At 60.6% G+C, this 22,541-nt stretch carries 25 protein-coding genes and 1 pseudogene; 17 read left to right on the forward strand and 9 right to left on the reverse strand.

All coding sequences use genetic code 11. The features are described 5' to 3' along the window. Nucleotides 1–79 precede the first annotated feature (79 nt). Together C9E81_RS03905 and C9E81_RS03910 are read left to right on the forward strand one after the other, a co-directional pair. Nucleotides 80–388 carry a hypothetical protein gene (locus C9E81_RS03905; protein ID WP_122110967.1) on the forward strand — a complete coding sequence of 103 codons (309 nt, stop codon included), beginning with the start codon at nucleotides 80–82 and terminating at the stop codon, nucleotides 386–388. Nucleotides 389–722: 334 nt separating this feature from the next. Next, a complete protein-coding gene (locus C9E81_RS03910) occupies nucleotides 723–926 on the forward strand; it encodes an RcnB family protein (RefSeq protein ID WP_122110968.1) in 204 nt (67 codons plus the stop codon). A 98-nt stretch (nucleotides 927–1,024) separates the two neighbouring features. Here C9E81_RS03910 and ruvB read toward each other — a convergent pair whose 3' ends face one another. From ruvB to ruvC, 3 genes are read right to left on the reverse strand one after another with little or no spacing between them, the layout of a single operon-like run. Then, nucleotides 1,025–2,056: a Holliday junction branch migration DNA helicase RuvB gene (gene ruvB, locus C9E81_RS03915; protein ID WP_122110969.1), complete on the reverse strand. Its 1,032-nt coding sequence runs from the start codon at nucleotides 2,054–2,056 to the stop codon at nucleotides 1,025–1,027. A 1-nt stretch (nucleotide 2,057) separates the two neighbouring features. Then, complete coding sequence (ruvA, locus tag C9E81_RS03920) at nucleotides 2,058–2,762, reverse strand: Holliday junction branch migration protein RuvA (protein WP_122110970.1); 705 nt, start codon at nucleotides 2,760–2,762, stop codon at nucleotides 2,058–2,060. Then, on the reverse strand, nucleotides 2,759–3,277 hold the full coding sequence (ruvC, locus tag C9E81_RS03925) for a crossover junction endodeoxyribonuclease RuvC (RefSeq protein ID WP_122110971.1): 519 nt from the start codon (nucleotides 3,275–3,277) through the stop codon (nucleotides 2,759–2,761). The genes ruvA and ruvC overlap by 4 nt, the downstream gene beginning before the upstream one ends. A gap of 152 nt (nucleotides 3,278–3,429) precedes the next feature. Between ruvC and C9E81_RS03930 the strand changes: the two genes are divergently transcribed. The 6 genes from C9E81_RS03930 to C9E81_RS03955 are packed head-to-tail and all read left to right on the forward strand — an operon-like array spanning nucleotide 3,430 to nucleotide 9,443. After that, nucleotides 3,430–6,279 (forward strand): monovalent cation/H+ antiporter subunit A, encoded by a 2,850-nt coding sequence (locus C9E81_RS03930; protein ID WP_122110972.1) that lies wholly within the window; start codon nucleotides 3,430–3,432, stop codon nucleotides 6,277–6,279. Further along, nucleotides 6,279–6,668: a Na+/H+ antiporter subunit C gene (locus C9E81_RS03935; RefSeq protein WP_122110973.1), complete on the forward strand. Its 390-nt coding sequence runs from the start codon at nucleotides 6,279–6,281 to the stop codon at nucleotides 6,666–6,668. Before C9E81_RS03930 ends, C9E81_RS03935 begins: the two co-directional genes overlap by 1 nt. Continuing rightward, nucleotides 6,665–8,263, forward strand: coding sequence for a monovalent cation/H+ antiporter subunit D (locus tag C9E81_RS03940; protein ID WP_122110974.1), 1,599 nt, complete (start codon nucleotides 6,665–6,667; stop codon nucleotides 8,261–8,263). Before C9E81_RS03935 ends, C9E81_RS03940 begins: the two co-directional genes overlap by 4 nt. Continuing rightward, complete coding sequence (locus C9E81_RS03945; RefSeq protein ID WP_122110975.1) at nucleotides 8,260–8,751, forward strand: Na+/H+ antiporter subunit E; 492 nt, start codon at nucleotides 8,260–8,262, stop codon at nucleotides 8,749–8,751. Before C9E81_RS03940 ends, C9E81_RS03945 begins: the two co-directional genes overlap by 4 nt. Next, the gene (locus C9E81_RS03950; protein WP_122110976.1) at nucleotides 8,748–9,017 is read left to right on the forward strand and encodes a K+/H+ antiporter subunit F; all 270 of its coding nucleotides are present in this window, start codon (nucleotides 8,748–8,750) and stop codon (nucleotides 9,015–9,017) included. The genes C9E81_RS03945 and C9E81_RS03950 overlap by 4 nt, the downstream gene beginning before the upstream one ends. A gap of 15 nt (nucleotides 9,018–9,032) precedes the next feature. Then, complete coding sequence (locus C9E81_RS03955) at nucleotides 9,033–9,443, forward strand: Na+/H+ antiporter subunit G (protein WP_208021077.1); 411 nt, start codon at nucleotides 9,033–9,035, stop codon at nucleotides 9,441–9,443. An 8-nt stretch (nucleotides 9,444–9,451) separates the two neighbouring features. Here the strand turns inward: C9E81_RS03955 and C9E81_RS23215 are convergent. Next, nucleotides 9,452–9,777 (reverse strand): annotated as a pseudogene (locus tag C9E81_RS23215) (IS5/IS1182 family transposase); the annotation flags it as partial. A 183-nt stretch (nucleotides 9,778–9,960) separates the two neighbouring features. Between C9E81_RS23215 and C9E81_RS03960 the strand changes: the two are divergent. Next, a complete protein-coding gene (locus tag C9E81_RS03960; protein WP_122110978.1) occupies nucleotides 9,961–10,782 on the forward strand; it encodes a glycosyltransferase in 822 nt (273 codons plus the stop codon). Between the two features lie 358 nt (nucleotides 10,783–11,140). Here the strand turns inward: C9E81_RS03960 and C9E81_RS22645 are convergent, their stop codons facing one another. Both C9E81_RS22645 and C9E81_RS03970 read right to left on the reverse strand, forming a co-directional pair. After that, nucleotides 11,141–11,470: a hypothetical protein gene (locus C9E81_RS22645; protein ID WP_147457553.1), complete on the reverse strand. Its 330-nt coding sequence runs from the start codon at nucleotides 11,468–11,470 to the stop codon at nucleotides 11,141–11,143. A gap of 195 nt (nucleotides 11,471–11,665) precedes the next feature. Beyond that, on the reverse strand, nucleotides 11,666–12,532 hold the full coding sequence (locus C9E81_RS03970) for a LysR family transcriptional regulator (RefSeq protein ID WP_166461808.1): 867 nt from the start codon (nucleotides 12,530–12,532) through the stop codon (nucleotides 11,666–11,668). A 109-nt stretch (nucleotides 12,533–12,641) separates the two neighbouring features. Between C9E81_RS03970 and C9E81_RS03975 the strand changes: the two genes are divergently transcribed. Both C9E81_RS03975 and C9E81_RS03980 read left to right on the forward strand, forming a co-directional pair. Continuing rightward, nucleotides 12,642–13,832, forward strand: a complete 1,191-nt coding sequence (locus C9E81_RS03975) for an MFS transporter (protein ID WP_122110981.1) — start codon at nucleotides 12,642–12,644, stop codon at nucleotides 13,830–13,832. Then, complete coding sequence (locus C9E81_RS03980) at nucleotides 13,832–15,046, forward strand: SGNH/GDSL hydrolase family protein (protein WP_166461809.1); 1,215 nt, start codon at nucleotides 13,832–13,834, stop codon at nucleotides 15,044–15,046. Before C9E81_RS03975 ends, C9E81_RS03980 begins: the two co-directional genes overlap by 1 nt. A 110-nt stretch (nucleotides 15,047–15,156) precedes the next feature. Here the strand turns inward: C9E81_RS03980 and C9E81_RS03985 are convergent, their stop codons facing one another. Next, entirely contained in the window at nucleotides 15,157–16,062 is a 906-nt protein-coding gene (locus tag C9E81_RS03985; protein WP_122111162.1) for an AraC family transcriptional regulator, read from the reverse strand. Nucleotides 16,063–16,229: 167 nt separating this feature from the next. Here C9E81_RS03985 and C9E81_RS03990 point away from each other — a divergent pair, with 167 nt between their 5' ends. Further along, nucleotides 16,230–17,261 carry an aldo/keto reductase gene (locus C9E81_RS03990; protein WP_122110982.1) on the forward strand — a complete coding sequence of 344 codons (1,032 nt, stop codon included), beginning with the start codon at nucleotides 16,230–16,232 and terminating at the stop codon, nucleotides 17,259–17,261. A 226-nt stretch (nucleotides 17,262–17,487) separates the two neighbouring features. Here the strand turns inward: C9E81_RS03990 and C9E81_RS03995 are convergent, their stop codons facing one another. Beyond that, the gene (locus C9E81_RS03995; RefSeq protein WP_122110983.1) at nucleotides 17,488–17,796 is read right to left on the reverse strand and encodes an ArsR/SmtB family transcription factor; all 309 of its coding nucleotides are present in this window, start codon (nucleotides 17,794–17,796) and stop codon (nucleotides 17,488–17,490) included. A 47-nt stretch (nucleotides 17,797–17,843) separates the two neighbouring features. Between C9E81_RS03995 and C9E81_RS04000 the strand changes: the two genes are divergently transcribed. Beyond that, the gene (locus tag C9E81_RS04000) at nucleotides 17,844–18,662 is read left to right on the forward strand and encodes an alpha/beta fold hydrolase (RefSeq protein ID WP_122110984.1); all 819 of its coding nucleotides are present in this window, start codon (nucleotides 17,844–17,846) and stop codon (nucleotides 18,660–18,662) included. Between the two features lie 69 nt (nucleotides 18,663–18,731). Here the strand turns inward: C9E81_RS04000 and C9E81_RS04005 are convergent, their stop codons facing one another. Then, complete coding sequence (locus C9E81_RS04005; RefSeq protein ID WP_122110985.1) at nucleotides 18,732–19,529, reverse strand: MmyB family transcriptional regulator; 798 nt, start codon at nucleotides 19,527–19,529, stop codon at nucleotides 18,732–18,734. A 133-nt stretch (nucleotides 19,530–19,662) separates the two neighbouring features. On the opposite strand from C9E81_RS04005, the gene C9E81_RS04010 reads away from it, so the two are divergent. From C9E81_RS04010 to C9E81_RS04025, 4 genes are all read left to right on the forward strand, one after another. Beyond that, nucleotides 19,663–20,064, forward strand: coding sequence for a hypothetical protein (locus C9E81_RS04010; RefSeq protein WP_122110986.1), 402 nt, complete (start codon nucleotides 19,663–19,665; stop codon nucleotides 20,062–20,064). Between the two features lie 25 nt (nucleotides 20,065–20,089). Continuing rightward, nucleotides 20,090–20,521 (forward strand): nuclear transport factor 2 family protein, encoded by a 432-nt coding sequence (locus tag C9E81_RS04015; protein ID WP_122110987.1) that lies wholly within the window; start codon nucleotides 20,090–20,092, stop codon nucleotides 20,519–20,521. A gap of 263 nt (nucleotides 20,522–20,784) precedes the next feature. Beyond that, nucleotides 20,785–21,543, forward strand: coding sequence for a FadR/GntR family transcriptional regulator (locus tag C9E81_RS04020; protein WP_122110988.1), 759 nt, complete (start codon nucleotides 20,785–20,787; stop codon nucleotides 21,541–21,543). Next, a complete protein-coding gene (locus tag C9E81_RS04025; protein WP_122110989.1) occupies nucleotides 21,540–22,538 on the forward strand; it encodes a C4-dicarboxylate TRAP transporter substrate-binding protein in 999 nt (332 codons plus the stop codon). The genes C9E81_RS04020 and C9E81_RS04025 overlap by 4 nt, the downstream gene beginning before the upstream one ends. Nucleotides 22,539–22,541 lie beyond the last annotated feature (3 nt).

Raw genomic sequence — 22,541 nt, forward strand, 5'->3', positions numbered from 1 at the left:
ATGGAACCAGTCGACCCGTGAGAAGTTACCTATCTGATGAAGTCAGATAGCAAGTAAAAGCCAAGGACTGGAATTCCAGATGGGTTATGTTCGCACCATTGCAACCATCGTGACTGCGGCTGCTTTTACGGTCGGTGTCGTTGACACGACTCTGTTACAACAATCCCTCGCCGCCGGGGCGGCGGGATCGGAATCGGCCGGTTTCGGGGTAGGAGATACGCTCCCACCCGATCAGGTTCATATTATCACCAATCCCGGTCTTTATGGCTTGGGGCCCGAACCCGCCGGCAGCAAATATGCCGTCGCGGGTGGCAAGCTGATCAGGATCAACCCCAAGACGGGCAAGGTTCTGTCTATCCTGCGCAGCCAATCCGAGATCCTTGACTGAACCGATCCCCGCCAATTGCCCGCCGCTGCAAACCGGGCCAGTCGCATATCCGTGACGGAACCATGCCCTGCAACAGCGGTTGATCCGCCGAAAGGCACCAAAGGAGCATGACGTGAGACAGCAGCGCCGAATTATCGGGGCAATAGCGGGTCTGTTTCTTGCGATACCGCCCGTTTCCGGTTTCGCAGACCCTCCTGCCCATGCCAGGTCGAACCAGGCTCGGCATCATGTTACTGTGAAGCACGACAGTGCAAAGCGGCGGATCCTCCTAGTGCAAACCTGTCCACCCGGTCTTGCCAGTAAAAGCCCGTCCTGCACGCCTCCGGGACAGACCATGACAGATGATACTCAGCTCAGCGTCGGTGACATCATTGATTGGAATGATGTGCATGTCGTGACGCGCCCGGGCCGCTACGGTCTCAGCATACCTCCCGATGGCGACCGTTATGCCGTCATTGACGGACAACTGGTACGTGTGAGCAGTGACAGCGGCAAGGTCCTGTCGATTCTGCGTGTTGTGGACGCGATCCTTGACTGATCACCCCCATCGGCAACCAAATTGTCTCTGCGCCGCCTGATTTCCCGTCTTCGTCGGAATGTCCGGGATGGATCAGTCGAAGGCCCTTCCGAACCGTGTCACTCCTCGAACAAATCCGTCTGTCCGGGCGTGACCGGCGCCGCCAGCCCCAGATGCCGCCAGGCACGCGGCGCAAGCTGCCGGCCGCGAGGCGTGCGTGCGATCAACCCTTGCTGTAGCAGATAGGGCTCGATCACCTCCTCGATCGCGTCACGGCTTTCCGACAGCGCCGCGGCCAAGGTCTCGACCCCGACAGGCCCGCCGCCATAATGGTCCGCCATCAGCTTCAGGTAGCGGCGATCAGCCCCATCGAGTCCGATATCGTCCACCCCCAACCGTGTCAGGGCCGCATCCGCAATGGCGCGGGTCAGGCGGCCATCGCCCTCGACCAGCGCGAAATCGATCACCCGGCGCAGCAATCGTCCAGCGATCCGGGGCGTGCCGCGCGAGCGGCGGGCGATTTCACGTGTACCGTCCTGTTCGGCCTCGATCCCCATCAGCCGGGCGCCGCGCTGGACGATATGGTCAAGTTCCTCGACCTCGTAGAATTGCAGCCGGGTCGGGATGCCGAAGCGGTCCCTGAGCGGCGTCGTCAACAGGCCCAGCCGTGTCGTCGCGCCGACAAGAGTAAAGGGCTGCAGCTCGATCCGCACAGTCCGCGCCGCCGGCCCCTCGCCGATCACCAGGTCCAGCTCGAAATCCTCCATCGCCGGGTAAAGCACCTCTTCCACCGCGGGGTTCATGCGGTGGATCTCGTCGATGAACAGCACGTCGCGAGCCTCAAGATTGGTCAGGATCGCCGCGAGGTCGCCAGCCCGCGCCAGAACCGGCCCGGATGTCATGCGGAAATTCACCCCCAGCTCGCGCGCCATGATCTGGGCCAGCGTCGTCTTGCCAAGGCCGGGCGGGCCAAAGAACAGCGTGTGGTCCATCGCCTTACCGCGCATCTTCGCGCTTTCGATGAAGACGCGCAGATTGGCGCGCGCCTCGGCCTGCCCGACGAAATCGCCAAGCGCCTGCGGACGCAGGGCGCGATCCTCGGTCTCGCCTTCCAGCGGTTCGGGGCGCAGGGTGGGATCGGGTTGGCTCATGCTATCCCTTCGGCGCAAGCGATCTGAGCGCCGCACGGATCAATGTGGATGTATCGGCCCCGGTTTCGCGCGCCTGCGTTTCGGCCACGGCAGCGGCTGCCTCTGAATGCGCATAACCGAGATTGGTCAGTGCCGACAACGCCTCGGCGGCGGCCTTTGCCGTTCCTCCGCCATTAGGAACGGATTGCGCCGGGGCGCCGGCCGCAGGGGCCTGGGCATCGGCGGCAGGTGTGCCGGGTTCGATGCCCGGTCCGCCCACAACTCCCCCGGCATCAACGGTCAGGTCACCGCCAAGCGCCATGATCGCCGGAGCCTTGTCCTTCAGCTCCAGAACGATGCGCTGCGCCAGTTTCGGCCCCACGCCCTGCGCCTTGCGGACCGCCGACCAGTCACCCAGTGCAATCGCCCGCGACAGTCCCTCGGCCCCGATCGTGCCAAGGACGGCCAGCGATACTTTCGCCCCCACACCCTGCACCGAGGTCAGCAGCCGGTGCCATTCCTTTTCCAGCAACGTCGGAAAGCCAAAAAGCTGCAGCAAATCCTCGCGCACCAGCAGGTCGGTATAAAGTGCAGCCGCCTGCCCCACCGGAGGCAGATTCATCGCGGTCCGTTCGCTGACATGGACGATATATCCCACCCCACGCACGTCAATCAGCACGTGATCGGCGGCACGATGCAGGATCACCCCGGCAATGCGTCCGATCATGCGACACCTCGTCGCAGGTCAACCGCCCGCAGCTTCCGACCCTGCAGATGGTGAGCGTGACAGATCGCGATCGCCAGCGCATCGGCGGCGTCCGGTCCATTGAACACGACTCCCGGCAATTGAACCCGGACCATGTGCTGCACCTGCTCCTTCCCGGCGTGACCTACCCCGACAACGGTTTTCTTGACCGCGTTGGGCGCATATTCCCCCACCGCGATACCCACCTCTGCCGGTGCCAGCAAGGCGATCCCGCGGGCCTGGCCCAGTTTCAGCGTGCCAGCCGCATCCTTGTTGACAAAGGTATGCTCGACCGCAGCCGCATCGGGCAGGTATTCCGCGATCACCTCTGTCAACCCGCGAAACAGTGCCGAGAGCCGCGCGCCCAAATCCTGCGCGCTACCGTCGCCCGCCGTCCGGATAACCCCGTTCGCCACGTGCCGCAGCCGTGGCCCGTCGACCGAAATCACCCCCCAGCCCATATTCCTCAATCCGGGATCGATCCCCAGAACACGCATGCCTGCCCCTTCCGTTTTTCCAAGGATTAGCACGAAACAGGAACATCAGCTAGGGGGAGTTGCTGATATCGACCTCAATTGCTTGACTCCCTGCTCCCGATTGGAAAGACACAGGAAAAGAACGCGCAAACGCCCAACAGGAACGAGGACAGATGTCGCCAGCCCTCATCGCCCTGCTGCCATTCATCGGGGCATTGTTGCCCGGATTGCTGGTTCGCTCCGGCCGCTCTGTAGCAGCAACAGCTTGTGGAACCGCGACATTCGTGGCGCTTTTGGGCCTGCTTCTGCACGTTCCCGCCATAATGCAGGGAGAGGTGATCACCGCTCGTATCGAGTGGCTGCCACTGATCCAGCTCAATGCGAATTTCCGCATCGACGGGCTGGCGGTGCTGTTCGGCACGCTGATCCTGGGGATCGGATTGCTGATCATCACCTATGCGCGTTTTTACCTCTCGCGGCAGGACCCGGTGGGCAAGTTCTATACCTATCTGATGCTGTTCCAAGGCGCGATGATGGGTATCGTGCTTTCGGACAACATACTGCTATTGCTGATTTTCTGGGAGCTGACATCGTTGTCCTCCTTTCTGCTGATCGGCTATTGGCGGCATCTGCCCGCCGGGCGACAGGGCGCGCGCATGGCGCTGGCTGTCACCGGCATGGGCGGACTGGCGATGATCGCGGGGATGCTGATCCTCGGGCAGATCGCGGGCAGCTATGACATCAGCGATATCCTGCAGGCGAAGGACGCGATCCAGGCCAGCCCCTATTACCTTCCTGCGTTGATCCTGATCCTGATCGGTGCCTTTACCAAGTCGGCGCAGTTCCCGTTCCATTTCTGGCTGCCGCATGCCATGGCTGCCCCCACCCCCGTCAGCGCCTATCTGCACAGCGCCACCATGGTGAAGGCGGGACTGTTTTTGATGGCGCGGCTCTGGCCGGTGCTGTCGGGGACGCCGGAATGGTTCTGGATCGTCGCCACGACAGGGCTGATCACCATGCTGGTCGGTGCGGCGATCGCGCTGTTCAAGGACGATCTCAAGGCGCTGCTGGCATTCTCGACGGTCAGCCACCTGGGGCTGATCACCATGCTGCTGGGTTTCGGCACCGAAGAGGCCGCCATCGCCGCCGTCTTCCATATCATCAACCATGCCACCTTCAAGGCCGCGCTGTTCATGACCGCCGGGATCATCGATCACGAGGCGGGCACGCGCTCCATCGCCCGGCTTGGCGGGCTGCGCAAGCTGATGCCGGTCAGCTTCGCCATCGGCACCATAGCGGCGCTGTCCATGGCCGGGATCCCGCCGCTCAACGGTTTCCTGTCCAAGGAGATGATGCTTTACGAGGCCAGCCACCTGGAGCTGGCGCGGCAGTTCTTCATGGTGGTGGCGACCGTCGCGGCGGTGTTCTCTGTCGGCTATTCGCTGCGTTTCATCTTTCACGTCTTCACCGGACCCGAGCGGGACGATTATCCGCATCATCCGCATGATCCGGGCTTCGGCATGTGGGCGGGTCCCGCGCTCCTGACGGTGCTGGTGGTGCTTATCGGGCTGTTCCCGAATGTCATGGCGGGCTGGCTGGTCGACATATCGGCCAGCGCCGTCACCGGGCACGAGGCGCATTCGCATATCGCGCTCTGGCACGGGGTGAACGCGGCGCTGATCATGTCGATGACCGCCATCGCGGGCGGGATCGTGCTGCTGAATCTGCACAAGCCCCTGCTTGCCGCGTGGGAGAGCGCCCCGCGCCCCGAAGCGAAGGATATATTCGACGGGCTGGTTCTGGCCATCGTCAGGGCGGCCCGCGCAATCACCGATTCCCTGACCAATGGCTCGATGCCGCGGGCGCTGGCCTTCTTCACCCTCACCTCGCTCATCGCAGGCGGCTTCGCGTGGATCACGGGTTCCGCCGGCCCCGTCACGCGGCCGATGCTGCCGATCGAACCTGTGCCCTTCATCGGCTGGCTTCTAGCGATAACGGCAACGGGCTGCATGGTGTTCTTCCACCGGGTCCGCCTGCTGGCGCTGGTGCTGGTGGCCATCGTCGGGCTGATCACCTCGATCTTCTTCGCCTATTTCTCGGCCCCCGACCTTGCGCTTACCCAGATCTCGGTCGAGATCGTCACCGTGATCCTGCTGCTTCTTGCGCTGAATTTCCTGCCCAAACGGACGCTGATCGAGACCAGCACCGTGAATCGTGGCTGGGACGCCTTCATCGCCACGCTGGCGGGGATCGGATTCGGCGGGCTGTGCTATGCGATCCTGCGGCGCGATTTCGCCTTTGACACTATTTCCGGTTACATGCTTGAAAACAGCTACAAACTGGGGGGTGGCGACAATGTCGTGAATGTCATCCTGGTAGATTTCCGCGGCTATGACACCTTTGGCGAGATCACCGTTCTCGGCATCGCCGCGCTGGCCATATTCGCGCTGACACAGACCTTGTTGCAGGGCAAATCCTCGGCACGGCTGCGTAACTGGGTGCACGATCAGCGTCGCGCGGGCGACCGTCATCCGCTGATGCTGGTGATCGCGACAAGGGTGATCCTGCCGTTCTCGCTGATGGTCGGCCTGTTCATTTTCCTGCGCGGCCATAACCAGCCGGGCGGCGGTTTCATCGCCGGGCTTGTCGTCGCCATCGCGCTGCTGATGCAATACATGGCTTCGGGTTATGCCTGGGCGCAGGACCGCCAGACCATTCCCTATCACGCGTTGATCGGTGCGGGCGTGGTGGCAGCGGGCGTCACCGGGATCGGGGCATGGTTCAACGGCAAGCCGTTCCTGACCTCGGCCTATGGCTATTTCAAGCTGCCCTTCCTGGAAAAATTCGAGCTGGCCACGGCAATGGGCTTTGACCTCGGCGTATTCCTCTGCGTCGTCGGTGCGGTGATGCTGGCGCTGAACTCGCTCAGCCGGATCGCCCGGCGGGCCGGGGAAACGGTGAACGAGAAACCGATGGATATCGATTTGAGCGAAGAACAAGAAGAACCGAAAGGAGCCCTGTGATGGAGCTTCTCGTCGCGACCGCTATCGGAGCATGCATGGCGGCCGGGATCTACCTTATCCTGCGGCTGCGGACCTTCGCTGTGGTTCTGGGCATGACGATGATCACCTATGCGATCAATGCCTTCCTGTTCGTGACCGGACGGCTGGTCGTGAACCTGCCGCCGATTCTGCGCGAACATGGCGAACATGCCGCATATACGGACCCGCTGCCGCAGGCGCTGGTGCTGACCGCGATCGTGATTTCCTTCGGGATGACCGCCGTGGTGGTGATGATGGCGCTTGGCGCCTTCATCGAAAGCGGTGACGACCGGATCAACATGCCACAGGACGACCGGGTGATGCCGCCGCTGAGGACCATCGACGACAAGCCCGAGGACGAAACCGCATGACCCACTGGCTGATTGCTCCGGTTCTCGTTCCCGCCATTCTCGGCCCGCTGATGATCCTGTGGATGCGGCATGACCTGCTGCAGCAGCGGGTCTTCGGCGTCATCGGCAGCCTGCTGACACTGGTCGTCGCCATCAAGCTGAACGTCATGGCGGCGGGCGGAGAGGTCTTCGTCTATCGCCTCGGCAACTGGCCCGCGCCTTTCGGCATCGTGCTGATGCTGGACCGGCTGGCGGCGCTGATGCTGATCCTGACCGCGATCCTCGCGGTGATCGTGCAGCTTTACGGCATCGGGTCTGGCTGGGACCGCAAGGGCTGGCATTTCCACTCGCTCTGGCTGTTCCAGCTGATGGGGCTGAACGGGGCTTTTCTGACCGGCGACGCCTTCAACCTGTTCGTTTTCTTCGAGGTCCTGCTGATTGCCAGCTATGGGCTGATGATCCATGGCGGCGGCCCGATGCGGCTGCGGGCCGGAGTGCAGTATATCAGCTATAACCTCGCCGGATCGGCGCTGTTCCTGGCGGCGCTCGGCACGCTCTATTCGGTGACCGGCACGCTGAACATGGCCGACATGGCCGAGCGGGTGGCAATGATGCCCGCCGAGGATACGGCGATTCTGCGAACCGGCGCGGTGCTGCTGATGCTGGTATTCGCGATCAAGGCGGCCATCGTCCCGCTGCATTTCTGGCTGCCTTCGACCTATGCCAACGCTCCCGGCCCGGTCGCGGCATTGTTCGCGATCATGTCCAAGGTCGGCGTCTATGCGATCATCCGGTTCTTCACGCTGGTCTTTCCAAGCGACACCATTGTCGAAACCATCGCCACGGACCTTCTGCTGCCCGCCGCGCTGATAACACTGACTCTGGGACAACTCGGCGTATTGGGCACCCGCAGCCTGACACGGCTTGCGGCCTATGCCGCCATCGCCTCGATCGGCACATTGATGATCTCGGTCGCGCATTTCGATGCCGAAGGGCTGACGGCGGGATTATACTACATGCTGCATTCGACGCTGGCGGGCGCGGCACTGTTTCTTACCGTCGATCTGATCGCGGCCCGGCGCGGAGGCGATTTCTGGTTGCGGCTGCGACCGGCGATCCGCAATACCGGCCTTGTCTCGGCGCTGTTCTTCGCGACCGCCATCGCCGTCGTGGGACTGCCACCGCTTTCCGGTTTTCTGGGCAAGCTGATGATTCTGGATGCCACGGGCGACGATCCGTGGATGGCCGGGATCTGGGCTACGATCCTGATCACCTCGCTGATCTCGCTGGTTGGCTTTGGCCGAGCGGGCTCGATCCTGTTCTGGAAATCACATGAGCTGGATCCCGAGCCGGGCAATGATACCGACGAGGATAAACGCCCTGAGCCCGGCCCGATCCCGACCAAGCTGGAAACCGACGAGCCGATCCAGGATGTCGACGATTCCGCAGCGCCATGGCTGGCCTTCCTGGCGGTTGGCGGGTTGCTGGCCGGCAGTGTGGTCATGACCGTTTTTGCCGGACCGCTCTCCGAATATTTGCAACAGACCGCCGATCAACTGACCCGGCCCGCGCTCTATTATGAATCCGTGCTGCAGCAGCAGGAGGGCACGCGATGATCCGCCGTATCTTCCCCCATCCCTATCTCTCGGCACTGCTGATACTGATCTGGATGCTGCTGGTGAACCGTTTTGCATGGGGTTCCCTGGTCTTCGCGACCATCCTCAGCATCGCCATCCCCGCCCTGACCGAGCCCTACTGGCCCGATCGCGCGAAATTCAGCAATCCGGGCAAGATCCTTTCCTATATCGGCCTGGTGATCTGGGATATCATCATGGCCAATATCCAGGTCGCGATGATCGTGCTGTTCAAGCCGAACCGCAAACTGCAGCCGGCATGGATCACCATCCCACTGGAACTGCGCTCTCCCGAGGCGATCACCGTATTGGCCAGCACGATCACCCTGACCCCGGGGACAGTCAGTGCCGATCTGTCGCAGGACGGTCATGCACTGCTGGTGCATTGCCTGCACGCCCCCGATCCGGAATCGGTGATCGCAGAGATCAAGTCCCGCTACGAGGCCCGGCTGATGGAGATTTTCGAATGATCGAATATGCGTTGTATTTCGCCTTTGCCTGTTTCGGCCTGGGATTGTTATTCTGCCTCTATCGCGTGGTCGTCGCCCCCGGCGTCAGCGACCGCGTTCTCGCGCTGGATACCATGACCATCAACATGATCGCATTGGTCGCATTGTTCGGTATCCTGTACGATACGACGATGTATTTCGAGATCATGCTGCTCTTCGCCATGGTCGGCTTCGTCTCGACGGTAGCTTACGCGAAATTCATCCTGCGCGGCGATGTGATCGAGTGAGGAACGGAAATGGACATGTTCGGGGAAATCCTTATCTCGGCCCTTCTGGTCATCGGTGGCATCTTCGGGCTGATCGGCTCTTACGGGCTGGTCAAGCTGCCCGACCAGATGACCCGCTTGCATGCCCCCACCAAGGCCGCGACACTCGGCGTCGGTGGTGTCCTGCTGGCCTCGGTCGCGTGGTTCGGTTTTTTCGGGGAGCATCCCAGCTGGCATGAGTTGCTGATCGCGCTGTTCCTGTTCATGACCGCCCCGATCACCGGGCTGATGATCGCCAAGGCACATATGCATCTAAGCTGGCGCGCCGACGAACTTCCCGATTGCGGCGAGGACCGCAACTGGGCCACCTATGGCGATTCCGCCGAACGCAGCCTGCTCGACATCGGCTCCGGCGACGAGGGCACCGAGCGCGACCTGCGGGAATAGGCTCGGGCCAACGAATATATTACGATTGCAGCGAGGGCGACGGCGGGCACGAATTCCATGGGGCACCTGTCGTAACCTGTTGCGATGTGTGGCCAATCCGTCAGCCTGCCGAACAATGATCCGGATGCGATTGCGTTGCCTGTATCGCCTCCTGCCGTATCCGTCCTGCTTGCCCCATGGCTTCCGGCCCGGAATGCAGGCGCGTATGTTTCTGCCTTTCAAGGCGTCCCTGAGCAATCGGCATCATAGCTCTACGATCGTCAGACAGCCCTTCAACCTTCGGCAGGCTGTCCGGGAGTGCGGCAGAGCCCTTGTAACCGTTGACCTGACCGGCGCGGTGATATTGGTTTCATGTTCATCGGGATGGGATCGCTGCTCGCGCCCAGCTTCGATGGCTCCGGATGGTGGGAAATGATTATGACGTTAACTCGGGATTGACGAGGATTTAAGCGATACTTTTCTTGCAGACTGTGCAGAATTGGCATAGATTTGGTCATGCAGATATCCGGAGTCCCTCATGCGAAGGAACATCGTAGGAATTTGCAGATTCTCATTCCTCGGTCACGGGGATTGGAAAGCATTCAATGGTGTCGGGAAAGACTCCGGAGAAGAAATAATTCAGTCGTTGCGCGAGAAGCTGTTTGATGAGCAGCGCCTGGAACATAGGTTCGAAACCTTCGAAGCGATAACTCTCCCTGGCTTAGACGCCCAGACAGACAAGAACTTCGCGTTTATTGCTCTCACATCAGATGAATTACCAGAAAAATATTGGAGCCGTTTAAAGAGCTTGTCCGAGCGATATCCGTTTCTGGAGATCGTTCGCTTGCCTGTGATGAGTTCGGGGCGTGCGGTTGAACAGGCCTATAAAAAGTTGGGCGTCAAGCATAGATCTGTCGTCCAGTTTCGGCTTGATGATGATGACACGGTGGGTTGCCACTATATTTCACGTCTGCGGCAGGCATGGTCGATGATGAATCTCGATCTCGAACGCCGACCTTTCGCCATCACATTCCCGAATGTGATGGTTTGTGGGCCTGTGGTTACAAAGGAAGGTATCTCGGAATCGAGATTTATGCGGCGGTTTCTCCCGCATAACGCGGCAGGGCAGGCGATTGGTCATCGCAGGAAGAATATAATGCAGTGGTCGCATACGGGTGTCGGCCGGAAACTCATGAGCTTTTCCGACCCTTCCATTTGGGTCCTGCAAAGTTACTTCTCTTATAATGACACAGGGGCACTCACCCCCTGGAGGATGAAGAAACAACGTATAGAGGAAATCCCAAGGAAGAAATTGGAACAGATCGTCAAAACAAATTTCCCGTTTCTTTCTATCGTATAGAACTCGTTAGAAACTCGATTTTTTCGTTGGGCTGGGTAGCCGAGATTTTGCGTTCGCGGCGAAAGTTAGCAACGATAAACCGCATTGCCATAAGATGGTTCGAACCGCCATTCATCTCATTCAAGGCCCTGAAAAACCTCCGGTCAGATTAGGCACTCCAGGCCCTTCAACTGCCCCGCCGAAGACTGCCAGTCCGTGATAGCGATGTTGGACAGGTCGCTCCATGAAGCATCATCAGGGGCTAAACCTCCAACGCATGTCGGAATCATAATCTGTCGAGGACAGATCGGACCCCTCCAGAAATCCCCGGAAACGATCCGGAGCACCCGCGTATATGAAAGTACTCGGCCCCAGAAAATCATACTCCCTCCAGCTCGTCATCACGTCGCTGAAATCGATGGCTGCAGCGAGCCGCCAGCCAACAGGTGCTGGCGATAGGAGCAGTTTTTTGGGAACCCAGTCCCCGGTCGGTATCGCGGGCTGCATATTTTGTGGAGGCACGGAAGCGGCTGCGCGCAAAAGCTCGGGCAAATCGGCCAACAGATGTACCGGCCTTGAAGGGAATAGAGAAGACAGCACCAACATGCGCCTTGCGAGCGATTTTCCTGACCAAAGGCAACAATAGTTCCGTTGCTGATCGCCAACGCTGAAAGGCTTCAGCATCCGAAATATCAGGAAAACCGCTCATGCTCGCTCTCCTTTACATCGGCGCAAAAAGCACAGCAGGTGGAGTCGCCGCAACCTCCGCTTCGTCCCGCGTTTCCGATCTTTGCAAGCAATCACACGGGGCGTGCGCTGAAGGTGGCAACGCACCGAAGTCGGGGCGCGGCAGAAGGCAGGATCAGGACCGACGTTCAGGGGCCGGGAGGTTCATTGCCAAGGCCTACCCGACGATATTCGATCCAGCGCCGGCCCGATCAACACGGCCATGTCCGGCGAGATAATCCAGCACGGCCTGAACCCGGCGCGGAAGCGTCCTCGCGCGCCCGACATAGAGCAGATGAAAATCCTCGAAAACCGGTTCGGCATGCGGGTCGCAAGGCACAACGGTCCCTGCAGCCAGTTCCCGAGCGATCGTAAAGCGGCCGACACGTGCGACACCGGCTCCCGCGGCAACGAGGGCCGCGATGGTCGCCCCGTCATTCACCTGCAGACGCGGTGCCCCGCCCCGCCATGTCATGTCACGGCGGACATAGGAAAAGCCGATCCGAAGCGAGGGCGGCGGATCATCGCCCCGGGGTGGAGCCATGACCTCGACAATCTCGCTGCGGCCCAGGTGACGGGCCATGAGGTTCGAGTCCTCAAGGGGCCCCGCCCTCACCGCCAGATCGATCGGCTGGTCGTAAAGATCGCTGACATTATCGCCGATCACCAGATCGATACGGATCTCCGGATGGGCATGCAACAATCCACCAAGAATCGGCGCCAGGATATGGTTAGCATAGGCGGCGCTGGTGGCGATGCGCACGGTGCCCGCGACCCGGCCGCAGCTTGCCTCGTGCTCTGCCGCATCAAGCGCCTCCAGAATGGCCTGGCCTTGTCGCGCGAAGCGTGCGCCTTCCTCTGTTACCCGGACCTTTCGGGTGGAGCGTTTCAACAGCGTCACGCCCAACCGCTCTTCGAGCCGGGCCATCATCTTGGAGACCGCGGATGGCGTCATCCCACGCATCCGCGCGGCGGCAGAAAAACTACCCTCGGCGATGACGCTCAGCAGGGTTTCGATCTCCGCAAGCCGGTTAGTGTCGCGCATTCGCATTGTCCATCTGTGAATTTCAGGCACATATCCTTGTAGTTTTCAGCGTCTGGCTTCTCAAGTTTTCTGCGCCGATCTTCCTCCCGAACAAGTGGAGATTTACATCATGACAACGACTCTCACTGCAGGGCGCATCGAGACCGGGCGCGCAGCCCGTTGGGCTCTTGTCGCGCTTGGCATCGGCGCCTTCGGGATCGGCCTGACCGAATTCGTGATCATGGGATTGCTGGTAGAGGTGGCACAATCGCTTTCGGTCAGCGTGCCATCGGCGGGCCTGCTGATCAGCGGCTATGCGCTTGGCGTCACCTTTGGCGGCCCGCTGCTGACCCTTGCCACGGCGCGCCTGCCGCATCGCAACGTGATCCTCGCTCTGATGGCGATATTCATCCTCGCCAATATTCTTTGTGCCGTCGCGCCGAGCTATGGGCTGCTGATGCTGGGGCGTGTCATCAGCGGCTTTGCCCATGGCACCTTCTTTGGCGTCGGCGCCGTCGTCGCGCAAAGCCTGGTGCCGCCCGAGCGCAAGGCTTCAGCCATCGCGCTGGTCTTTACCGGCCTGACGCTGGCAACGGTCCTGGGTCTGCCCTTCGGCACCGAGCTGGGCCAGGCGCTTGGCTGGCGCGCGACCTTCTGGAGCGTAAGCGGTATCGGTCTGCTGGCCCTGATCGCCAGTGCATTGTCGCTGCCCGTCGGCACCCGTGGCGAAACCCCGGCGAACTGGCGCAGCCTTGCACGGCTTCTGTGTGGCGCTCCGTTACTGGCGCTTGCCACCACTACGCTCGGCTATGCCGGGGTGTTCCTGGTCTTCACCTATATCGCACCGATCCTGACCGGGATCAGCGAGGTCTCCCCATCGCATGTATCGCGATACCTGCTGTTGTTCGGCGCGGGTATCGTGGTGGGCAACATCCTTGGCGGGCGCCTTGCAGATCGCGGGCTGCGCCCGGCACTGCTGGGAACATTGGCAGGGCTGGCGGTGGTGATATTGGTCATGCGTCTTGGCATGGGTAATCCGGGTGCGGCGATGGTCTCACTTTTCCTGTTCGGTGCTGCGGCCTTCTCGACCCTCGCGCCGCTTCAGGCCTTCATGCTGCGCCAGTCCCAAGGCGCAAGCGCGGAGTTGGCCTCGACCCTGAACATCTCGGCCTTCAACCTTGCCAATGCCATCGGTGCAGCCATCGGCGGCAGCGCGATCGCGGCAGGATGGGGGCTTGGCAGCTTGTTCCCGCTTGGCGCCGTCATGCCGGTGCTGGCCGTGCTGCTGACCCTCGCAACCTTCAAATCCGGGGAAGAATGATGAAACCGATCACCGCAACGACCGCCTTGCTATTTTTCGCTTTATCCGCCGGAACGGTCCATTCAGAGGAATGGACCCCGGCCTGGGCCGCAAGCCCGGAAGCCGTCTGGAGTAGCGAATTCGACTTTCCCACCGGACTGCCCGACAGTATTGCCGGGCAAACCATTCGCCAGCCACTGACCCTTGCATGGGGCGGGGACAGCCTGCGCATCACCCTGTCGAACAGTTACGGCACCAAACCCCTGCCTGTTGACGAGGCCATGATCGCGCTCGGCGGCAAAGCTGCCGCGCTGGAGGGGCAGGAACTACCGATCCTCTTCGGTGGCAAGTCCGAGGTGACCATACCGCCGGGAGCGCGGATCACCTCGGACCCGGTGGCGCTGCCGGTCGAGGCCGGGCAACGCATCTCTGTCACCCTGAGTTATGGCGAGGGCGCGGTCGCGGAGGATTTCCATTGGGACGCGCGGGAAACGGGCTTTGTCCTTGATGAGGATCAGATCGACGCAGAGATCACCGCCCGTGTGACTCTTTCCGACGTGCTGACCGACCGTCCGGCCGACATGGTCGTGGTCGCGATTGGGGATTCCATCACCGATGGCAATGGCGCGGCGTTGAACGAGGATGTCCGCTGGCCGGATTTCCTGTCCCGACGGCTCGCCCCGGAAGGTGTCGCGGTGATAAATGCCGGCATATCCGGCGGCAGGCTCCTCTCGAACGGGATGGGAGAAAGCATTCTGGCACGGATCGACCGCGATGCTTTCGCCGTGCCCGGAGTTGATGCCGTGGTGCTTTTGATCGGCACCAACGATATCGCCTGGCCAGGTTCGTCCTTTGCTCCCGACGAGACACCCATGACACTCGAACGTCTGCAGGCGGGCATTGCCGCTGTTTCAGCGAAGAGCAAGGCTCGGGACATGCGCCTGATCGTGGGCACCGTCCCGCCATTTCGTGGCGCCCTGCCCGGCACACCCATGGCAGCTACATATTGGACTGCCGGGAAAGATGCTCTTCGCCGTGAGTTCAACGACTGGCTGCGAAAAACCGATCTGGTCGATGGGCTGGTTGATTTCGATGCCGTTCTGCGTGATCCGGACGATGCGTCGCGGCTGAAACCTGCTTATGACAGCGGGGATCGGCTGCATCCTAGCGCTGCAGGAAATGAGGCGATGGCGGCGGCCATCTCCCTGGAGCTTCTGGAAGGGGAGCCACGATGACCATTATAGGGTAGCTGTTATCCGCAGGCAGGAGAAATCGTGCAATGCGGGAATGCCCGCGACGTGATTGTGATAGGGCGGCAGCTTGAAGGCCGCATCGCGATGCGATGTCAGGCGTAGGTTTCGCTGGCGACGGAGCGGCGGATCTCGATTCCATCCCGGCCCGGCGGGGCACCGAACATGCGCCGATACTCGCGGCTGAATTGCGAGGGGCTTTCATAGCCGATAGAAAAGCCCACCTGCGCAACATCCGCACCGTCGCGAAGAAGTAGCCGCCGGGCTTCCTGCAGCCGCAGCTGCTTCTGGAACTGTATCGGGGTCATCGCCGTCGCGGCCTTGAAATGACGATGGAACGTGGCCGGGCTCATCCCGGCCAGTGCCGCAAGATGCGGAACACTGATCATGCTGGTGAAATTGTCGCGCACCCATGCGACCGACCGGCCGATGCGGGCCATTCGGCTATCGGCCAGACCGATCTGACGCAGCATCGTCCCCTGAGGACTGTTCAAAAGCTGCCAGACGATTTCGCGCCGGATCATCGGTGCCAGAACCGGAATGTCCCGCGGTCGACCGGCCAGTGCCAGCAGTCTCTCAAGCGGGTCGATGACAACACCGGGCAATTGATGAACGCCAAGCGCGACCGGCGCAGACGCGGGCCGCGCCGTATCGCGTGCCAGTTCCAGCAGCAGTTCGGCGATGACCGCGGGATCAATATTGAGAGCGAAGGCAATATAGGGGGTGTTTCGGGACGCGGTAACGATTTCAGCCCGGATAGGAACATCGAGTGATGCAATCAGGCATTTCCCCTGATCGTAACGAAAGATGCGATCCCCGAGACGGCTGATCTTGGCTCCTTGCAGCACAACGATGAGGGAAGGCCGGTAAACGCCATGAAACGGGCCGGTTGGAGCTTCGGCGACAGTCACCGACAAACCCGGCAACGGGGTTTCGCGCCCGTGATCGCGCCAGATCGCCAATGCGCTGGCTTTCAGCTTGCCCAGTGAGGTCTTTTCCATGATTTCAGTATAGCCGGGTGGCATTTCCGCGCCAGAGCCGATCCGCCCGAAATGAGAGGATCGGGCAGGATTTCGCGAGGATTGGCGTGGCCCGCACAAGCCGTCTGCCCATAGATAAGACCATGCCGCAGTCACCCGGACCGGCATTTTATCAAAGGACAGAATCCATGCGTTACCGTCGCCTTGGCCATAGTGGCCTTTTCGTTTCCGAACTTTGCCTCGGCACCATGACCTTCGGCGGTTCGGAGGGTATGTGGGGCCAGATCGGCCAGCTTCAGCAGGAAGAAGCGGACAGCCTCGTCCGGACCGCGCTGAACGCGGGTATCAACTTTATCGACACGGCCAATATCTACGCAAACGGGCAAAGCGAGAGGATCCTTGGCCAGTCATTGAAAAATCTGGGGGTAGCCCGCGAGGATGTGGTGATCGCAACCAAGGTTCTTGGCCCGATGGGTGAGGGCCCAAATGCACGGGGGGCCTCACGCGGGCATATCCTGGACCAGGCGAAGGCCAGCCTCGCTCGGCTGCAACTGGACCATATCGACCTCTACCAGATCCACGGCTTCGACCCGGCGACACCGATGGTCGAGACATTGGAGGCGCTCGATGCGCTGGTCCGGCAGGGGCATGTCCGCTACCTTGGCCTCTCCAATTGGGCCGCATGGCAGATCGTCAAGGCGGTAGGGATTGCCGAAGCGCGAAAACTGGCGCCGGTCGTGTCATTGCAAGCCTATTATACGTTGGCAGGCCGCGATCTCGAGCGGGAGGTGATGCCAATGCTGAAATCAGAAAACATCGGGTTGATGGTCTGGAGCCCCCTCGCCGGCGGCTTTCTTTCGGGAAAATACGACCGCGAAGGGAAAACGGCGGAAGGACGCCGCGCAAATTTCGACTTCCCGCCAATCAGCAAGGACCGCGCCTATGACGCTATCGAGGTAATGCGCAATATCGCAGCCAGCAATGACTGCTCGGTTGCTCAGGTGGCATTGGCCTGGTTGTTGCATCAGGACGCGGTGACTAGCGTGATCATCGGCGCGAAACGGACTGATCAACTTACCGACAATATCGGCGCGGCACAGGTGTCCCTGACCAAAGAGGATCTCGTAGCGCTGGATGCGGTGACAAGGCTTCCGGCGGAATATCCCGGCTGGATGCTGGAACGTCAGGGCGAATACCGCGCGCATATGCTGGAGAAATGACGAAAAACGGGCCTCGCGCGCAAACGTGGCGCCCGTTTGGATAAGGTTCGCCGCGTTGGGGTAGCCCGCGCGGCGTCCTGTTCAGATCACTCGCGGACGGCCATTTGAATGTCCGGAGCAGGCAAGCTGCGAAGCTGCGCTCGATACCGGTTCGGGCCGTCCGCATCTGCCGGAATAGCCCAGGGGCCGTTTTGCCAATCCGCCTTCGGCATGATCAGCCGGCCCGTTACACCGAAAGCTGTCGTCCCAGCCATTCGAGATAGTCCCGAATGACATTTTCATCGCGCTTGCAATATGACCATTTCTGATACTTCCGGACCGTAATGAAACCGGCCTGCCTGAGGATGTCCAGATGCCTGCTGGCCGTCGGTTGCGCGACGGCTAGTGCCTCCGCGATCATGGTCATACAGACCCCGAACTCCATCGGATCGGCTGACCATTGATGGCCGAAATACCTGTTCGGCTCTGCCAATAACCGGAGGATCGACATCCGGGTTTCACTGGCCATCGCCTTGATCTGTGTTGACCTATCCATCTTACCATCATATCGTTACTTAGCTAAATGACAATGCGAATATTGCCATGCTGGAGTTACCGAACATGTCGAGCATCGGCGGGAACACCGTCAGATGGGGAAGCTGCGGAGAAGGGCCACCACTGGTCGCCATTCACGGCACGCCATTTTCCTCGCAGGTCTGGCGCAGGATCGTGCCGCATCTCGCCGATCGAAGAACCGTCTATTTCTTTGACCTGCCCGGCTATGGCCAATCCGAAATGAGAGAAGGCCAAGACGTGTCCCTGGCAGTGCAGAACAAGGTTCTCGCGGCGCTGTTCGCGGAATGGGGGCTCGACCGGCCCGACGTTCTGGCACATGATTTCGGCGGTGCAACCGCACTGCGGGCATATTACCTGGACGGATTGCGTTACGCCTCGCTCACCATTTTCGATGCCGTTGCTCTTGCTCCTTGGGGATCACCCTTCGTTCAGCATGTCCGGAAACACGAGGCCGCATTTTCCGGAATGCCGGATTACATGCACCGCGCGCTCCTGAAGGCATATTTGCAGACGGCAGCGCACAAGCCCTTGTCCAGCGAAGCGGTCGACATCTACAGCACCCCATGGCTCGGACCCGTTGGTCAGCCTGCCTTCTATCGGCAGATTGCGCAGATGGACCAGCGATACACCGACGAGGTCCAAGGGCTCTATGATTTCATGGATTGCCCCGTCACTGTGCTCTGGGGCGAGCGGGACGAGTGGATTCCTTATGGAAAGGGCGAGGAATTGGCGGCCCTGATCTCTGACCGTCCCTGCGTGCCGGTTCCCGATTCCGGGCATCTCGTCCAAGAGGATCGGCCGGAAGCGATCGTCGCCGCAGTATTGAGACAGATTTCGACCGGCTGACATCTACCTTCAGCGTCGCCGTCGTATGCGGCTGGCACGGCTTGATCAATGTCATGGTTTTGGGAGCGATCAACCGCCAAACTGGCGCATTGCACAGGCTGTTTTGTCGTCGGCCGGAAAGAATGCTTCGATCGTTACTTCAGACAGCGTCACATCGGTGGCTGTCCCGAAAACGGTGGTGGTGCTGAGAAAAGCCAGCGGGCCCGCATCGCTTTTCAACCTGAGCGGCACCGCTATGCGTCCTTCCCGTGCCGGGTCGGATCTGGCCGGTTCGGTGCTCACCGGAAAAGGAAAGCCGGCGAGTTCATCGCGAAGCGCGATCAGCCTTGCATCCGCCGATTGCCGGATGTCGTGCTCGAGCCGGGCCAGCAGGTGGGATCGCCATTCCGCCAGGTTGAGAATACGTGGCGCCAGCCCCTCGGGATGGAGGCTCAGCCGCAGAACATTGACCTCTCCCTCCAGAAGATGCGGCGCGGCCCTCGCCATCAGGTTCCGGGCTGCCGAATTCGCTGAAATGAGCATCCAGTGACGATCCACCGCCAGTGCCGGATGCGGCAGATGGCCATGCAGAACGCTCTCGATCATTCGGCGAACCCCCGAGAGTTCCGGCGCGTCCAGCCCGCGATGCGGGTAATGCGGGGCATGGCCCGCCGCGATCAGGATCATGTTGCGTTCGCGCAGCGGGATCTGGAGCCGTTCGCCGAGATGCAACACCATCTCCCGGCTTGGCCGGGACCGCCCCGACTCCAGGAAACTGAGATGACGCTGGGAAATATCCGCCTCGCTCGCCAGCGCAAGCTGGCTGAGCCTGCGCCTTTGCCGCCATTGCCGCAACAATTCCCCTGCATTGCCGGTCATGCTGTTCATGGTCGGATGATTAACGCGGGAATTGCAAGGGAACAATTACCTCCAAGGTAATCGATTCAAGACAGCCGATTCGCGATGAACGGGTATCGCCCTGTCATTCCGGCAAGGCGGAACCGGATCGAAGGAGATAACCATGTTTCACGAACATCACCGCCCATCGTTGCATACTCTCTTGCGGCTCGACGCCTTTACCTGCGTCATGATGGGCAGCCTTCTGGTCCTTGCGCCGGAACCGGCTGCCGCACTGACACGAATTCCCGTATCGCTGCTGTTCTGGGCCGGTCTGGTCCTGTTCCCGGTCGCTGCCTTCATGCTTGCCCTGTCGTTGAAGCCACATGTCCCGGCATGGGGGGCGTTTGCCGTGATTGCGGGCAACTGGCTCTGGGTGCTGGCGAGCCTGCTTCTGCCACTGCTGGGAATCATCCTGCCCAACGCCCTGGGCTGGCTTTTCCTGTTGGGACAGGCCGTGGTCGTCGCAGGTTTTGCCGGTTTCGAGCAGCGAGCAGCTCCGAAACCCGCTCCCGCTCACAGCTGAACAAATTCCCGAAGGGAGAAAGATCATGACTCAATGCGCAATCGATCATCCGCAAACCGAAGCCACGCGAGCCGTCGTGCAGGAGTTTCTCGCGGCACGCCTGGCCGGAGACATCCGGCGCCTTACGCTGCTGTTTGCCGAAAAGGTCGACTGGGTGCTTGCCGAGAACCCGACCGTTCCGTGGATCCGGCCACGGTCCACCGCCGCAGAATGCGCGGCCCAATTCACGGAATTGATGGAGCACACGGTGCCCGATGAAGCGCGGGCTTCCATCGACACGCTCGTTGTCGATGGCGCTGATGCCGTCCTGATGGGGTATCTGTCAGGAACTGTGCGGGCGACGGGAAAATCCTTCGAAGGGCCGTTTGCCCTGCGCCTTACGGTAGAAGATGGCCGGATCACCAAGCATCACCTGTATGAGAACAGCCTGTCGATCGCCGAGGCTTGCGCCCCATGAGGGGTGCAAGCATCGAATATGACGGGCCGCACCGCAGCACTTACCCGATGAATCCGGGTCCGGCTGCGTTGAAGCAGTTCGGAAGGCCGGGGCACCGGATGCCCGAACCGGACGATGCAGCGTAACTCCAGGCCGATAGTCGTGACGATCATGGGCTGTGGATCGAAACACCAGCATAGCATCAGTCAACCTTGCCTTGATGCCATACCTCGCTTGCAATTTAGGTTATTTGGTCCTATGGTCCAACCACAGGAGGGGAATCAATGGCCGGTATCACAGCAGTCGACGAGATCAGGGAAACGCTTAGGCGCGAGATCATGGAGAATTACACGGTCGGCGATTACCTTCCGACCGAGCGGGAATTGGCCGAGCGGTTCGGCGTTTCCCGCAACACCATACGCGAGACGATAATTCATCTCGAAGCGTTTCAGCTGGTGCGCAAGACCAAGCGTGGACCACAGGTGTCAAAGCCCGACTTCGACGTTATGTTCCAAGGGTTTACACAGTTCTTCGCCACCTCGTCGCAAACCTTCGTCGATGTTCTGAATTTTCGCCGGATCGTCGAATCCGGGGCCGTGCCACTCATCATCCGCAACGCGACTTCAGAAGATGTCGAAAAGATGGATGAGGCCAACCGGGCCATGGGCGTTGCAATGACGGCCGCGGCATCCGCCGAACAGGACTATCGATTTCACCTCGCCATGATCGACGCGGCCCATAACGACGTGTTGAGCCGGATGTATCGCGTCATGTCGGTCCCGCTGCGCTTCTATCTTGAGGTTGGCAAGTCACATTCGCCCGCGACCGCGACTGCCGCCGAACAACACAATCGGATCATCACAGCTGTCAATCAGCGCGGGCCCGAGGAACTGACGGCGGCTCTGGGCGCTCATTTCGACCATTCGGGAAAAACCCTTGCCGACTGGCTTGCCAGCCGCGACGGCGCAGATGCCCCGGCGGAAATATGGCCGCCCACCCTGGAGCGGCGGAACACACCCATCACATCAGGAGGAATCAAATGAAATTTCTATCCTACTTTGCCGGAGTTGCTGCGGCTGCGGTTATCGCCGGAACTGCCTATGCGCAGGAAACCACGATCCGCGTCGCTTATGAAAACAACCCCGGTGAACCTGCCGATCTGGTCATGAACCGCTGGGCCGAACTGGTGGATCAGGCCTCGAACGGTGAGGTCAAGCTGGAACTTTACCCCTCCTCTCAGCTCGGATCAAAGCAGGACGTGATCGAGCAGGCCATGGCCGGAGTGAACGTCATCACCATCGCGGATGTCGGCTTTCTGACCGATTACGAGCCCGATCTGGGCATTCTGTTCGGTCCTTACCTGACTGAGAATGTCGATGCGCTGTTCGACATCTACGAGAGCGACTGGTTCAAGGAAAAGGAACAGTCGCTGCAGGATCAGGGCATCCATATCGTCATCAAGAACTATCTCTACGGCACCAGAGAGCTGCTGACGACCAAGCCGGTTCGCACCCCCGATGACCTTGACGGCTTGAAGATCCGCACGCCCAACAACGAGATGCAGGTCAAGGCAATCGAGGCGATGGGCGGCACGGCGACGCCGATGCCGCTTGGCGAGGTCTATCCGGCGCTGACTCAAGGCGTAATCGACGGCGTGGAAAACCCGCTCGCTGTCCTCTACGGCCAAAAACTGCACGAACAGGCCAAATACCTGTCGATGATCGACTATCTGCAGAACACATCGCTGTGGCTGGGCGGACAGGCCTATTTCGATACGCTTGATCCCGGCGTGGTCGAGATGCTGCACGAGACTGGCCGCGAAGCAGGTCTTTACAGCCAGGAACTGGCACGCGAGTCCGATGAGCAGATCCTTGCTGAGATGGAGGCGGCCGGAGTCGAGGTCATTCGCCCCGATCTTGCGCCCTTCCGCGAGAAAGCCGCTGCCGTCTACGCGCAGTTCCCGGAGTGGTCTGACGGGCTGTATGAGCAGATACAGGCCTTGATCGCAAAACCGGGCGAAAGCGCGGCCAAACAATGATCT

The sequence above is a fragment of the Paracoccus alkanivorans genome (assembly GCF_003697785.1).
GTDB classification, from domain to species: Bacteria; Pseudomonadota; Alphaproteobacteria; order Rhodobacterales; family Rhodobacteraceae; genus Paracoccus; species Paracoccus alkanivorans.